14 protein-coding genes and 1 tRNA gene are annotated in these 13803 nt (G+C 64.2%); 7 read left to right on the forward strand and 8 right to left on the reverse strand.

Going from position 1 to position 13803, the window contains the following annotated elements; genetic code table 11:
* Window positions 1-180 precede the first annotated feature (180 nt).
* Entirely contained in the window at window positions 181-1566 is a 1386-nt protein-coding gene (gor, locus tag JQC81_RS24085; protein WP_203274344.1) for a glutathione-disulfide reductase, read from the reverse strand.
* 228 nt (window positions 1567-1794) lie between these two features.
* Here gor and JQC81_RS24090 point away from each other — a divergent pair, with 228 nt between their 5' ends.
* The 3 genes from JQC81_RS24090 (at window position 1795) to JQC81_RS24100 (ending at window position 4819) form a co-directional block, all read left to right on the forward strand.
* Window positions 1795-2766 (forward strand): Bug family tripartite tricarboxylate transporter substrate binding protein, encoded by a 972-nt coding sequence (locus JQC81_RS24090; protein ID WP_203274345.1) that lies wholly within the window; start codon window positions 1795-1797, stop codon window positions 2764-2766.
* A gap of 71 nt (window positions 2767-2837) precedes the next feature.
* The gene (locus JQC81_RS24095; protein ID WP_203274346.1) at window positions 2838-3311 is read left to right on the forward strand and encodes a tripartite tricarboxylate transporter TctB family protein; all 474 of its coding nucleotides are present in this window, start codon (window positions 2838-2840) and stop codon (window positions 3309-3311) included.
* A gap of 8 nt (window positions 3312-3319) precedes the next feature.
* Window positions 3320-4819 (forward strand): tripartite tricarboxylate transporter permease, encoded by a 1500-nt coding sequence (locus JQC81_RS24100; protein ID WP_203274347.1) that lies wholly within the window; start codon window positions 3320-3322, stop codon window positions 4817-4819.
* Between the two features lie 101 nt (window positions 4820-4920).
* Here the strand turns inward: JQC81_RS24100 and JQC81_RS24105 are convergent, their stop codons facing one another.
* The 5 genes from JQC81_RS24105 to JQC81_RS24125 all read right to left on the reverse strand — a co-directional run bounded on the left by JQC81_RS24105 (window position 4921) and on the right by JQC81_RS24125 (window position 9409).
* Window positions 4921-6402 carry a methyl-accepting chemotaxis protein gene (locus JQC81_RS24105; protein ID WP_203274348.1) on the reverse strand — a complete coding sequence of 494 codons (1482 nt, stop codon included), beginning with the start codon at window positions 6400-6402 and terminating at the stop codon, window positions 4921-4923.
* 197 nt (window positions 6403-6599) lie between these two features.
* A complete protein-coding gene (locus JQC81_RS24110; protein ID WP_203274349.1) occupies window positions 6600-7517 on the reverse strand; it encodes a GAF domain-containing protein in 918 nt (305 codons plus the stop codon).
* A gap of 94 nt (window positions 7518-7611) precedes the next feature.
* A complete protein-coding gene (locus JQC81_RS24115; RefSeq protein ID WP_203274350.1) occupies window positions 7612-8112 on the reverse strand; it encodes a DUF2059 domain-containing protein in 501 nt (166 codons plus the stop codon).
* 29 nt (window positions 8113-8141) lie between these two features.
* The gene (gene rpiA, locus JQC81_RS24120; RefSeq protein WP_203274351.1) at window positions 8142-8837 is read right to left on the reverse strand and encodes a ribose-5-phosphate isomerase RpiA; all 696 of its coding nucleotides are present in this window, start codon (window positions 8835-8837) and stop codon (window positions 8142-8144) included.
* 125 nt (window positions 8838-8962) lie between these two features.
* Window positions 8963-9409, reverse strand: coding sequence for a hypothetical protein (locus JQC81_RS24125; protein ID WP_203274352.1), 447 nt, complete (start codon window positions 9407-9409; stop codon window positions 8963-8965).
* A 90-nt stretch (window positions 9410-9499) separates the two neighbouring features.
* On the opposite strand from JQC81_RS24125, the gene JQC81_RS24130 reads away from it, so the two are divergent.
* Window positions 9500-10201 (forward strand): HAD family hydrolase, encoded by a 702-nt coding sequence (locus JQC81_RS24130; RefSeq protein ID WP_203274353.1) that lies wholly within the window; start codon window positions 9500-9502, stop codon window positions 10199-10201.
* A gap of 67 nt (window positions 10202-10268) precedes the next feature.
* On the opposite strand, the gene JQC81_RS24135 is transcribed toward JQC81_RS24130, so the two are convergent.
* Window positions 10269-10343: transfer RNA gene (locus JQC81_RS24135), tRNA-Val, on the reverse strand.
* Window positions 10344-10588: 245 nt separating this feature from the next.
* Here JQC81_RS24135 and JQC81_RS24140 point away from each other — a divergent pair.
* The gene (locus JQC81_RS24140; protein WP_203274354.1) at window positions 10589-11173 is read left to right on the forward strand and encodes a L,D-transpeptidase; all 585 of its coding nucleotides are present in this window, start codon (window positions 10589-10591) and stop codon (window positions 11171-11173) included.
* Window positions 11174-11392: 219 nt separating this feature from the next.
* Here the strand turns inward: JQC81_RS24140 and JQC81_RS24145 are convergent, their stop codons facing one another.
* Complete coding sequence (locus JQC81_RS24145; RefSeq protein WP_203274355.1) at window positions 11393-11761, reverse strand: gamma-butyrobetaine hydroxylase family protein; 369 nt, start codon at window positions 11759-11761, stop codon at window positions 11393-11395.
* Between the two features lie 89 nt (window positions 11762-11850).
* On the opposite strand from JQC81_RS24145, the gene moaA reads away from it, so the two are divergent.
* Window positions 11851-12888 carry a GTP 3',8-cyclase MoaA gene (moaA, locus tag JQC81_RS24150; RefSeq protein WP_203274356.1) on the forward strand — a complete coding sequence of 346 codons (1038 nt, stop codon included), beginning with the start codon at window positions 11851-11853 and terminating at the stop codon, window positions 12886-12888.
* A gap of 176 nt (window positions 12889-13064) precedes the next feature.
* Window positions 13065-13790, forward strand: coding sequence for an ABC transporter substrate-binding protein (locus JQC81_RS24155; RefSeq protein WP_203274357.1), 726 nt, complete (start codon window positions 13065-13067; stop codon window positions 13788-13790).
* The last annotated feature ends 13 nt before the right edge of the window (window positions 13791-13803 follow it).

Below are 13803 nucleotides of genomic sequence, written 5' to 3' on the forward strand. Positions count from 1 at the left end.
CTGCTGGATCGGCTTGTTTCTCCAGCTGTCGGGCGTCCACCGCTCAGTCATGACACTTACCCCCGTGTCCTTTCTTCGATGCTCATCGTGCGCCGCAACAAGCGGCATGAAAAGGCACCTATACACGACATAAACAAAAAGGCGAGTGCGGAGGCACCCTGGTCCGGTGCGACGATTCCGTCACCCCACCGCCTGCGGCTTCTTCACAACGACCGGCGTGCGCATGGTCACCAGCTCCTCCGCGGCCGTTGGGTGAACCGCCACAGTGCGGTCGAAATCGGCCTTGGTGGCCCCCATGGTGACGGCAATGCCGGCGAGCTGGATCATCTCGCCCGCATCGTGCCCCATGATGTGGACGCCCACGACCTTGTCGGTGGCTTTGTCGACGATCAGCTTCATGAATACCCGGTCCTTGCCGCCCGAAAGGGTGGCCTTCATGGGCCGGAAGGCCGTTTTGTAGACGTCGATCTCGCCGTAGATCGCCCGGGCCGCGGCCTCGCCGCAGCCGATGACGCCGATCTCAGGGGTCGAGAACACGGCGGTCGGGATCAGGTCGTGGTCGACCATCGTGGGCTTGCCCCCGAACACCGTATCGGCAAAGGCATGGCCCTCGCGGATAGCGATGGGGGTGAGGTTCGCCCGGTTGGTGACGTCGCCCACCGCATAGATCGAGGGGATGAGGGTCTGGGAATAGGCATCCACCGGGATCGCTCCGACCTCGTCGAGGGTGATCCCCGCCTTCTCCAGGCCGAGTCCTTTCGTGTTGGGGCGCCGCCCGGTCGCAACGAGAACCTGATCGACGGTCAGAACCGAGCCGTCGGACAGGGTGGCGGCAATGCCTCCCGGCGTCTTCTCCAAGCTCGTGAGGGTTCGGCCCAGGGCCAGGTTGACCCCGCGTTGGGCATAAGCCTCACCCAAAGCCGCGCGCACATCGTCGTCGAAACCGCGCAGGAGCATGTCGCCCCGGTGCAGCAGCGTGACCTCGCTGCCGAGACCGGCGAAAACGCCTGCGAATTCAACGGCGATGTAGCCGCCGCCGACCACCAGGACGCGCTTCGGCTGGGCTTCCAGGTGGAAGACCTCGTTGGACGTGATGCCGAGCTCGCCGCCGGGAATGACCGGCTCCAGGGTCGGATGGGCGCCCACCGCCACGAGGATATAGCGGGCGCGGATCCGCGCACCGGTCTTGAGCACATGAACCGTATGCGCATCCTCGATCACGGCCCGGCTGTCGACGATCTCGACGCCGGCCTTGTCCAAGTTGGTCCGGTAGATGCCCTCAAGCCGGTCGATTTCCCTGTCCTTGTTGCGGATCAGGGTCGCCCAGTCGAAGCGGGTCTCGCCGACGCTCCAGCCGAATCCTTCCGCTTCATGAAATTCCTCGGCGAAGCGGCTGGCATAGACCATCAGCTTCTTGGGCACGCAGCCGCGGATCACGCAGGTGCCGCCGACCCGGTACTCCTCGGCCAGCATCACCTTCGCGCCGTAACCGGCCGCGATCCGGGCCGCGCGCACGCCGCCCGATCCGCCTCCGATGACGAAGAGGTCAACATCGAATGAGGTCATGGCGCGGTCTCCGCTCGAATCCTGTTCAGACAGTTCATATAGGGACAGTTTCAGGCGATGTCGCCCGCCAGCCCTGCTTCGAGCACATGGCTGCCCGCTCTATGGCGATGCTCTTACGTCAAGGTTCAACAGCGATAAAGGAGCAAGCGCTTGCGGCTCCCCTTTTCCCTCTTTAGGGTCTGCCCCAGGACGCTCTGACTGCACGGCAGCGTCAACGGAGGAAACCACATGACTCAATTTCGCAAAGGGCTCTGGCGCAGCGCACTCGCCGTTGCGGCCGTCGCCGGATTCGTCACCTCGGCTGCGGCCCAGATGGAGCTCAAGATCATGGCTCCGGCAGCGCCCGGCGGCGGCTGGGACCAGACGGCCCGCTCCATGCAACAGGCCCTGACCCAGTCCGGCATCGCCAAGAGCGCGCAGGTCACCAACGTGCCCGGCGCCGGCGGCTCCATCGGCATCGCCCAACTCGTGAACAACTCCAAGGGCGACGGCAACCAGCTCATGGTCATGGGCTATGTGATGGTGGGCGCCCTGCTGACCAACAAATCGCCGGTCACCCTCGAGCAGACCACGCCGATCGCCCGCCTGACGGCGGAATACGAGGCCATCGTCGTTCCGGCCGACTCCCCGATCAAGACCGCCAAGGAACTGGCCGATGCCCTCAAGGCCGACCCGGCCAAGGTGACCTGGGCCGGCGGTTCGGCGGGCGGCGTCGATCACATCGCCGCGGCCCTGTTCGCCAAGGCTGCGGGCGCCGACCCGACGAAGATCAACTACATTCCCTTCTCCGGCGGCGGCGAAGCCCTGGCGGCGATTCTCGGCGGCAAGGTCACGGCCGGCATATCCGGCTACGGCGAGTTCGAGAGCCAGATCAAAGCCGGCAAGCTGCGCCTTCTCGGCCTGACGACGCCCGCCAACCAGGGCACCACCGACAAGCCCTCGATCAAGGCGCAGGGCGTCGACATCGAGATCGCCAACTGGCGCGCCGTCGTCGCTCCTCCGGGCATCTCTGCCGACCAGAAGAAGGCCCTCGTCGACGCCATGGACAAGATGGCGAAGTCCGCCGAGTGGCAGGCGATCCTCAAGCAGAAGGGCTGGGAAGATTCTTACGTGTCCGGCGATGTCTTCGCCAAGATCCTGGCCGACGAGCAGGCCCGCACCAAGGAAGTCCTGACGTCGGTTGGGCTGGTGAAGTCGTAAGCTCAAGCCTAGAATGACCTCCGAAGCGCCGCGTCCATGAAGCGCGGCGCTTCTTTTTTGCAGGAAATGCCATGACTTCATCTCCCCAGCGGCGCATCGACGTGGCGGGCCTCGTCATCGCCATCATTCTTCTCGTTCTGGCAGGCGTGGTCTGGTGGGACATGAGCAAGCTTCAGATCCTGTCCCCTTACGACCTGGGTCCGAAGGTCATGCCGGTCATCGTGTCCATCGGCCTTGCCGTCTTGGCCATCGGCAACGGCATCTCCGCTTTCAGGGGCGACCTCCCTGAGCGCGAGAGCCTGGATTGGACCCCAATCGTCCTGATTCTCGGCGGCCTCGCGATCCTGATCGTCCTGATCGCCTTCGGCTGGGGCTTCATGATCGGCACCGCCATCCTGTTCGCCGCGACCTCGACCGCATTCGGACGCCGCGCCTTTTTCGTGGACCTGCTGATCGGCGCCGGATTGGCCCTGTTCGTCTATCTGCTTCTCGGGAAGCTCCTGACCCTGTCGCTGCCGGCAGGCCCCCTCGAAAACCTGTTCTGAGGCCTGACATGGACGCTTTCGTTTCGCTCGTGAACGGCCTTTCCGTCGCGATCCAGCCGATGAACCTGCTCTTCGCGCTCATCGGCGTCCTTCTCGGAACCGCCGTGGGCGTGCTGCCCGGCATCGGCCCGGCGCTCACCGTGGCGCTGCTGCTGCCGATCACCTTCAAGCTCGATCCGGCAGGCTCCATCATCATGTTCGCCGGCATCTATTACGGTGGCATGTATGGCGGCTCCACCACGGCGATCCTCATCAACACGCCGGGCGAAAGCGCCTCGATGGCAACCGCCCTCGAAGGCAACAAGATGGCCAAGGCCGGACGCGGCGGTCCTGCTCTGGCCACCTCGGCCATCGGCTCCTTCGTGGCCGGCACCATCGCGACGCTCGGGCTCACGTTCCTGGCTCCCTACCTCGTGGACATCGCCGTCAGCTTCGGCCCCGAGGATTACTTCGCCCTGATGTGCGTGGCCTTCGTGACGGTCTCGGCCACCTTCGGCGACTCGCCCGTGCGCGGCCTCACAAGCCTCTTCATCGGCCTGATGCTCGGTCTGGTGGGTATCGACATCCTGTCCGGCCAGTCGCGCCTGAGCTTCGGCGTTCCGGAGCTCTACGACAACATCGAGGTCACGACCCTGGCGGTCGGTCTCTTCGCCATCGGCGAGGCGCTCTACGTGGCGTCCCGACGCCACATCCAGGAGGAGAAGCTGGAGCCGGTTCGCGGCTCTCTCTGGATGACGAAGGAAGACTGGAAGCGCTCCTGGAAGCCCTGGATCCGCGGAACGCTCTTCGGCTTTCCCATCGGGGCCCTTCCGGCCGGTGGCGCCGAAATTCCAACCTTCCTGTCCTATTCGACCGAACGGCGCCTCACCAAGCATCCGGAGGAATTCGGCCACGGCGCCATCGAGGGTGTCGCCGGCCCTGAGGCTGCCAACAATGCGTCAGCCGCCGGCACTCTGGTGCCCCTGCTGACCCTGGGACTTCCGACCTCCGCCACAGCCGCCATGCTGCTGGCCGGCTTCCAGCAATACGGGCTCAATCCCGGTCCGCTGCTGTTTGCCGAGCGCCCCGATCTCGTCTGGGGCCTGATCGCCAGCCTGTTCATCGCCAACGGCATGCTGCTGGTGCTGAACCTGCCGCTCGTCGGCCTGTGGGTCCGCTTGCTCGCCATCCCCCAGCCCTGGCTCTATGCAGGCATTCTGGTCTTCGCCACCGTCGGCACCATCGCGGCCAACCCGTCCCCGGTGGAGCTCATCATGCTGACCGTTTTCGGTATCCTCGGCTTCCTGATGCGGCGCTTCGACTTCCCCATCGCTCCGGTGGTCGTAGGCCTGATCCTCGGGCCCGTGGCGGAAAGCCAGCTGCGGCGCGCGCTGTCGATCAGCCTCGGGGACCCGATGACGCTTCTGCAGAGCACGATCTCGGCAACGCTGCTTGCCATCGCCCTCATCGCCCTCGTCCTGCCCTTCTTCCTCAAGGGGCTGGGGCGCTTCAAGGCGGTGGAGGACTAAGCGTCCAAACCTGTTCGCGAAAAGCAAAGGCGCCTCTCCGCGAGGCGCCTTCGTCTTATCAGGGTTGTTACAGGTCATGCCCGCCGCAGATCACCCGCCCATCACCCGATTGACGCGGACGCCTCGCGGACTCTCAGGGTGGCCGTGCTTACCAGCTCTGCGGAGCGCGCGATCTCGTTCATGCTGGCGCTGATCGAGGAGACGCTGCGCGAGGCTCCCTGCATGTTGGACGACATCTCCTGCGTCACCGCCGACTGCTCTTCCACGGCGGCGGAGATCGCGACCGAAATTTCGTTGATCCTCTGAACCGTCGAGGTGATCGCCTCGATGGCTGTTACGACCTGCTGGGTTGCGGCCTGGGTCTGACCGATCTGCGCACCGATCTCCTCCGTCGCCCTCGCGGTCTGCGTGGCCAGGCTCTTTACCTCGGCGGCAACCACCGCAAAGCCGCGGCCCGCCTCACCTGCCCGTGCGGCTTCGATGGTGGCATTCAGCGCGAGGAGATTGGTCTTGGACGCGATGCTGTCGATGAGGGTGATGATCTCGCCGATCTTCTGCGCCGAGGCGGAAAGGCCCGACACGATGGCGTTCGTCTGCCTGCCCTGCTCGACCGCCTCGGTGGAAATGGACAGCGCGTGATTGACCTGCTGACCGATCTCGTTGACGGATGCCGCAAGCTCCTCGGCCCCGGCTGCAACCGCGTGCACGTTCTGCGACGTCTCGCTCGATGCGTTGGCTGCGCCTTCGGCCTGTCCCGTGACGCCGGCAATCGCTGTCGTGATCTCGACGAGTTCGGCGGCAATCGACTTCTGGATCCCGGCGCGGCGGATCCGTTCATGCACCTGCGCGGTGATGTCGGTGGCGAACTTGATGACTTTGTAAGGACGTCCCGCCATGTCGAGGATCGGGTTGTAGGAGGCCTGGATCCAGACCTCGCGACCGCCCTTGCCGATGCGCTTGTACTCGGCCGACTGGTACTCGCCCCGCGCGAGAGATGCCCAGAAATCCCGGTATTCCTGGCTGTTGCGATAGTCGGGCTCGACGAACAGGCTGTGATGCCGCCCCTGAATCTCGTCGAGGCCGTAGCCCATCGTGCTGAGGAAGTTCTCGTTCGCCGTCAGGATAGTTCCATCGAGCTTGAAGGCGATGACCGCCTGGGAACGGTTGATGGCTTTGATCTGCCCTTCGAAGTCCGCGGCCTGAAGCTTCTGCTCGGTGGTGTCCGTGGCGAACTTCACCACTTTGTAGGGCTTTCCGCTCCGGTCGAGCACAGGATTGTAGGAAGCCTGGATCCAGACCTCCTTCCCGCCCATGCCGAAACGCCAATACTCGGCCGTCTGCGCTTCGCCCCGGTTCAGAGCGGCCCAGAACTCGCGGTACTCCGCGCTGGCCTGCTCGGCCGGGTCCACGAACAGGCTGTGGTGCCGGCCCTGGATCTCCTCCAGCCGGTATCCCATCGTGTCGAGAAAGTTCTCGTTGGCGGTCAGGATGGTGCCATCGAGCTTGAACTCGATGATGGCCTGAGACCGATCCAGGGCCTCCAGCTTGTCCGACATCTCGCCGTTCGACCGAAACATAAACATTGACCGCCCCCAAGGCTCGCCCATTGGCGCGTCTTGGCGCCACCCTGTGGGGAGATGCGGAAGACGCTGTCGATCAGGCCGGACCGAGCCCCGACCTGAACTGGCGCCAATTTGGCCAGTAACTCCTAACGGCCCTTTAAGATTGGGGCAGTGACGCAGAGGAATCTGCGGGTTCTACGTGGCAAAAATGCAAATCGCTATTTGCAATTCAGATCGATGCTCAGCCCGACCTTTGCGTCAGACGAGGCTGTGAACTCGACTCCTTGGCCTTCCATGGCCCGCCTGATGGCATCGATACTTGCCTTGCGCACGATATCGCTGCCATGGGCCTCGATGCGCTTGATCGTTGTGGCGGAGATCCCCGACGCGTCGGCGAGCTCGCGCACCGACCAGTTGAGCAAGGCTCGCCCGGCACGGATCTGCTCGCTGGTGATAGGAGCCGCCAGATCGAAGGCGAGCGGCGTTGCGCGTGCGGGCGCAGGATCCAGGTTCGTCCGGGCGAGACCGACCTGCTCAAGGTGGTGGAGCCACAGCTCGTCGACGACAAGCCGTCCCAAGCCGGCGAGAACAGCCGCCTGATGCGGCTGGAACTCGCGCGGCTCGGTGTCGATCACGCACAAGGATCCGAGCCTGATCCCGGGCTCCGTCGTCAGAGGCACACCCGCATAGAACCGAATCCCGGGCTCGCCGGCCACGTAGGGATTGGCCGCAAGGGTCCGGTCTGCCTTGGCATCGGGCACGACGAAAACCTCGTCATGCATGATCGTATACTGGCAGAAGGAGTGCTCGCGCGCGGTAACCTTGAGATCGCCGATCCCGACAGTGGATTTAAGCCATTGCTGCGTGTCATCCAGAAAGGTCACGGCAGCGATCGGAACGTCGAACAGCTGCTGGGCCACGCGACAGATGCGGTCCAGGGAGGGAGAGGCCGGAGCATCGATGATGTCGAGCCTCCGGAGGGCGGCGAGACGCTCCACTTCGTTCGGGGGAAAAAGACCTACCATGAAACGGCCCCTGGCCCTGCCCTGGGGCAGGATGACGGCGTGATCGGCGAAAGCTTCGTCAATGTCCCGCAGGGTCATCCCCGACCGGCGCCCGATGAAACCTCGTCTCACACCTCAATCCGTCTAAAACAATCCTGAGGTTGAGCCTCGACAATATAAAGGCTCGGTTGCCCGAGCCTTTCCAGAGTGGAGCGGAGGGCGCGCCTTACTGGAGCTGATGGCCGCGCTTGCCCATCTCTTCGCGGGCGCGGGTCATCACGAACTGGGCGGTCTGCTGCGTCCAGGTCGCCAGATCCCGAACGACGTCGTCGAGGATGCCCGGCTGGGTCTCCACGTACTTCTTGCCCGCAGGAGACTTGTAGAAGTCGGAGATGGTTTTTAGCTCGGCCTCGGTCATCCGGCTGGCGAAAGCCCGCGCGGCGTTGTCGACCATCTTCTGCTTTTCCTTGTCGAGCTCGGGCCGGATCTGGGCCACGACCTGGTCGAGGTCCTGCTTGATCTCAGGGCGGGTCACGTTCATCTGCTGCAGCTGATCGAGGAACGGCTCGACCATGGCGTCAAACGAGCGGGTCATGCCGGACGTGATGGCGACCTCGCGTGCGAGTGCCATATGGCTGGCGCTTGGCTGCGCCTGGGCGAAAACCGGGCTGGCGAGCATGAACAGCGCGACGGAGGTCGCAGCCAGTCGGGAAGCGTTACGGATCATAGAAGAGGCTCCAATCGTCATGGTTCCGGTCAGAGCTGACCGAGTTCGACGAGCCCGTCAGCGTTGGCGAGAATCGCGCCGGTGGCCAGGCTCAGGAAAAGACCGTGCTCCACGACGCCGGGGATGTTGTTCAGCGTCGAGGCAAGCACGTTCGGCTTGTCGATGCGCTCGAGATGCGCATCGAGAATGAAATGGCCCCCGTCCGTCACGTAGGGCGCGCCGTCGGCGGCGTGCCGGAGGCGCAGCTCGCCGGTCATGGACAGGGAGTCAAGCAGCCGGGCGATGGCGCGCTCCGTGGCGGTGAGGCCGAAGGGCATCACCTCGATGGGGAGCGGGAAGCGTCCGAGCTTCGTCACGAGCTTCGACCCATCGGCAATGACGATCATGCGCTGGCTCGCGGAGGCAACGATCTTCTCCCGCAGCAGTGCGCCGCCGCCGCCCTTGATGAGGCGCAGGTCGTTGTCGAGCTCGTCGGCCCCGTCGACCGTCAGGTCGAGGTCCGGCGTTTCGTCCAGGGTGGTGAGAGGAATGCCCTCGCGCTGAGCCTGCTCGCGGGTCGCCTCTGAGGTGGGCACGCCCACGACCTTCAACCCGCCACGCACCCGTTCGCCGATGGCCGCGACGAAATGCGCCGCGGTCGAGCCGGTGCCAAGCCCAAGCCTCATCCCGTCGGTGACGATCTGGGCGGCCCTTTCGGCTGCTGCGCGCTTGAGAGTGTCGCTCACGGAAATCCTCTGACATTAAGGAGGCGCCCGGCCGGAGGGCCGTATGACCCGCCTCTAGCATGCCGGAGCGCCTGGAAGAAAGAACGTTTCATGGATGAGCAGCCCCTGGCGACCCGGCAAGGGTCTTAAGGGCGCTGCGGCGATGCCCCCGAACCTGGGCTCACACTGGGCGTAGCCACGGGAGCGGCCGCCGAGGAGGTCGCCGGCGACGGGGTCGTCTGCGGGGTGCACACCACCCGCTCGTCGAACACGTAGCAGATACTCATCTGGCCGGTCCGGTAATTGACCCGGAACACGCCCCCTTCCCGCTCGTGGCGGGAGGCGACGAGCCCATACTCGCCCGGAGCCTGAGCACCGGCACCCTCGCCCGCGCTGAAGCACAGGGTCACGCCGATTGTCCCTTCCTGGAGACCATATTGGCAGGAGCTGACCTCGCCGGTGATCCGATCGATCCTATAAATACGGTTCAGGTCAGTCTGGGGAGCGGGAACGAAATCATAGGACGCAGCCAGGGCGGGGCCTCCCAACGCCAGGGCTGTGAAAACAAACGCCGCGGTACCAAAGGGCCGCATTCAACACTCCATTCGGTAAGAACGAATCAACCTTAGGACCTTATCATCCCGATGCTTGATTCCCTTGCCCGCAGCAGGTAGCCGACCTTCATGGCCATTGATACCCCACACAATGTCTCGCCCATCGCCGTCTTCGACCTCGATGGAACCCTGGCCGAAACGGCCGGCGACCTCGTCGGAACCCTGAACGTGATCCTCGATCGCGAGGGATTGGCGCCCCTGCCTGTACGGAAAGCCCGCGACATGATCGGTGCCGGCGCCCGCGCCTTGATTCAGCGCGGCTTCGAGGCGGCCGGCAAGGAGCTGACGCCGGATTATCTCGACGAGCTGTTCCGGCAGTTCATGGTCCATTACGGCGAGAACATCTGCGTCCGGACCCGGCTCTATCCCGGCGTGGCCGAGGCCCTCGACCGGCTGGAGGAGGCAGGATTCATCCTGGCGGTCTGCACCAACAAGGTCGAGGAGCATTCGGTGAGGCTCCTGCACGAGCTTGGGGTTGGCCATCGCTTCGCGGCCAATTGCGGCCGCGATACCTTCCGCTACTTCAAGCCGGACCCGCGCCACCTGACGCTCACCATCGAGCGGGCGGGCGGTCACCCGAGCCGCGCCGTGATGATCGGCGACTCGCGTACGGATATCGTGACGGCGAAGAACGCCGGCATTCCGGTCGTTGCCGTTCCCTTCGGCTACACGGACGTGCCGGTCCAGAGGCTGGAGCCGGACCTGGTGATCAAGCATTTCGACGAGCTGTTTCCTGCCGTCCAGCGCCTCATGAGGCCGCTTGCGGCCTAGTGCGCACAGAAGAGCGCGTATGCACCTCGTGCACACGATCATGTGAAGCTTGCTGTCAGGAAGAAAATGGTGGGCGCGACAGGGATTGAACCTGTGACCCTTCGCGTGTGAAGCGAATGCTCTCCCGCTGAGCTACGCGCCCTGACAAGGGCCTTCTAAAGGCGCAGAACCCCCGGCGTCAAGCCAAAGAAGCTGCCAAGCCGGCAAGTATTTTGTTGCAGGGATTGTGGCAGCCTGACTTTAACCACCCGGTTACGACACGGCGAGGATGTGGCTGATCGGCACTAGGATTGTGTAGCAAAATCCTGGTACTGCATGGATCCCAAGCGGGGCTGTTGCGTTGAGCAATCACAGACCCGCCATCAACGTGTTCAAACCGAGGCAATTATGGGACGCACTCGCGCTGCTCTCACCGGGCTTGCTTGCGCCTTCGTCGCGTTTGCGACTCCAGCTGCGGCATTTACGGCCATCGATCCTCTCACCCGCCAGCCGCTCTACAGCGCCGAGGAGACGTACCGGGCGCAGGCGTCCGCGGTTCCGCGGCAGATCGTAACCTTCAACGGCCGCTATGCTCCGGGCACGATCGTGGTCTCCACCAGCGAGCGCCGCCTGTGGTACGTGCTCGGCAACGGCCAGGCCGTCCAGTACGGCGTCGGCGTGGGTCGGCCGGGCTTCACCTGGTCGGGCACCCATTCCGTCACCATGAAGCGCGAATGGCCGGACTGGCGCCCGCCGGCGGCCATGCTCAAGCGCCGTCCCGACCTGCCGCGCTACATGAAGGGCGGCCCGGACAACCCGCTCGGCGCCCGCGCCCTCTACATCGGCAGCACCATCTACCGGATCCACGGCTCGAACGAGCCCGAGACGATCGGCGAGGCCGTCTCCTCGGGCTGCATCCGCATGACCAACGAGGACGTGACGGACCTGTACAACCGCGCGAAAGTCGGCTCGCGGGTGGTGGTTCTTCGGTAAGGATTCACATTTATCAAGGCATGGCCGGCCTCGTGCCGGCCATTGTCATTTCTGAAGCCCTCCACTGTCATTCCGGGGCCGCGCAGCGGAGCCCGGAATCCATAACCACTGACGGTGCAGGATAAAGCATTCTTGAGCCGCCTCGCTCATGAGGATAGCTTTGTGTTTATGGATTCCGGGCTCGCCTTCGGCGCCCCGGAATGACAGCGCGGCTAGACTTCACCGCACCCTGTCCCGCGACAGCCCTTTGGCAGCCAGCTCGTCGAGATAAGCCTGCCATTTCTCCCCCTGCTCTGTCCCAAGCCGGTAGAGATAATCCCAGCCATAGATCCCGGTATCGTGCAGGTCGTCGAAGACCAGCTTCACGGCATAATTGCCCACCGGCTCCACGCCGATGATCGCCACCTCGCGCTTGCCCGGCACGGTTTTGCGCTCGGCAGGGCTGTGCCCCTGCACCTCGGCCGAGGGGCTGGTCACCCGCAGGTACTCGGCCGGCAGGTCGAAAGCCGTGCCGTCGTCGAAGGCGACATGCAGGCTGCGTTTGTCTTTGGCGAGCCGAAGCTCCATCGGCCAGCGCTCCGATGCCATGATCTCACCCTTTTCCCGGTTGCAATTGACGCTACGTGCTTGATGATGCGGATTGAAGCAAGATTCCTGTGAGCGAGAGCGTTTCCCCCATGAGAGCCATTCCGGCTCAGCTTGAGACCTCCGAGATCGGTCATTCCCTGATGGACCCGTTCGGCCGGGCCATCACGTACCTGCGTGTCTCGGTGACGGATCGCTGCGACTTCCGCTGCGTCTATTGCATGTCCGAGGACATGGCCTTCCTGCCCAAGCGCGACCTGCTGACCCTGGAGGAGCTCGACCGCATCTGCTCGGCCTTCGTGGCCAAGGGCGTGCGCAAGCTGCGGATCACCGGCGGCGAGCCCCTGGTGCGCCGGGACATCATGACCCTGTTCGGCTCCCTCTCCCGCCACCTGGATTCGGGCGCCCTCGACGAGCTGACGGTCACCACCAACGGCTCGCAGCTCGCTCGCCATGCGAAGGATCTGGCGGCCTGCGGCGTCAGGCGCATCAACGTTTCGCTCGACACCCTCGACCCGGACAAGTTCCGCGCCATCACCCGGTGGGGTGATCTCGCCAAGGTCATGCAGGGGCTCGATGCCGCTCAAGGTGCCGGGCTGCAGGTCAAGATAAACGCTGTTGCGCTGAAAGGCGTCAACGAGGACGAGCTGGAGACCCTGCTCGAATGGGCCCACGGCCGCGGCATGGACCTGACGCTTATCGAGGTGATGCCTTTAGGGGAGATCGACGGTCAGCGCATCGACCAGTTTCTCCCTCTGTCCATGGTCCGCGCTCGCCTTGCGGCGCGCTACACGCTACAGGATCTCGACGACCGCACGGGTGGTCCGGCCCGGTACGCGCGGGTGAAGGAGACCGGCGGACGGCTCGGCTTCATCACGCCGATGACCCACAATTTCTGCGAAAGCTGCAATCGGGTGCGCGTGACCTGCACCGGCCAGCTCTTCATGTGCCTCGGCCAGGAGGATGCGGCCGACATGCGGGCGCCGGTGCGGGCCTCCGAGAGCAACGAGTTGCTCGACCGCGCCATCGTCGACGCGATCGCCCGCAAGCCCAAGGGGCACGACTTCATCATCGACCGGCGCCACTCCCGCCCGGCGCTGAGCCGCCACATGAGCGTCACGGGTGGTTAGTCCGCTTTTTTACTGCTGCCGGCAAGTACTGAGACAGCCTGTCATTTGACTGTTCAGTATTTTCAAGTGATATCGAGCTCGACCATTTGGGCTGGGCTGCCGTGAGCGTATCGAGGTTTGGACGAAGACTGGCGATTGCTGCCGGGCTGCTGCTCGGGCTGGGCATGAGCCCATGCGTGTCGCAGGCGCAAGCGCCCGGACCGCAGCCTGTGATCCGCGTCGCCATCGAGGGCGCTTATCCCCCTTTCAACTTCATCGATGCCAACAACGAGCTGCAGGGCTTCGAGGTCGACCTGCTCAAGAGCTTGTGCGAGGCCATGCAGGCCCGGTGCGAACTCGTCCAGCACGAATGGGACGGCCTCGTCCGCGGTCTCCTGGACCGGCAATACGATGCCATCATGTCGTCGATGGAGATCACGGAACGGCGCAGGAAGCGCATCGCCTTCTCGGAGCCCTATTACCGCATCCCGGCAATCTTCATCGGCTCGAAGGAAACGGCTCCAGGCGAAGTCTCGCCCGCGGCCCTCGCCGGCAAGACCATCGGCACGACGGACCGCAGCGACCACGAAACTTACCTAAGGGAATTCTACAAGGACTCGCAGATCGAGGTCTATGCGAAGCCGGACGAGGCCAATCTCGACCTCCTCGTCGGGCGTCTCGATGCGGTCTTCGGCGACAAGCGCCTGCTGACCCGGTTCCTGGCAAGCCGCGAGGGCAGCTGCTGCCATATCCTCGGCGACACGCCCAAGGATCCGGCCTACCGGCACCAATCCTACGGCGTCGGCCTGCGCAAGGAGGACGAGGCCTTGCGCGAGCGGTTCAACCGCGCCATCGCCGAGGTGCAGGCCAACGGCACCTATGACCAGATCCGGGCCAAATATTTTTCCTTCGATATCAAATAGTGCCGTTTGACCC

Origin of the sequence: Microvirga arabica, from assembly GCF_016811235.1 — a bacterium.
GTDB classification, from domain to species: Bacteria; Pseudomonadota; Alphaproteobacteria; order Rhizobiales; family Beijerinckiaceae; genus Microvirga; species Microvirga arabica.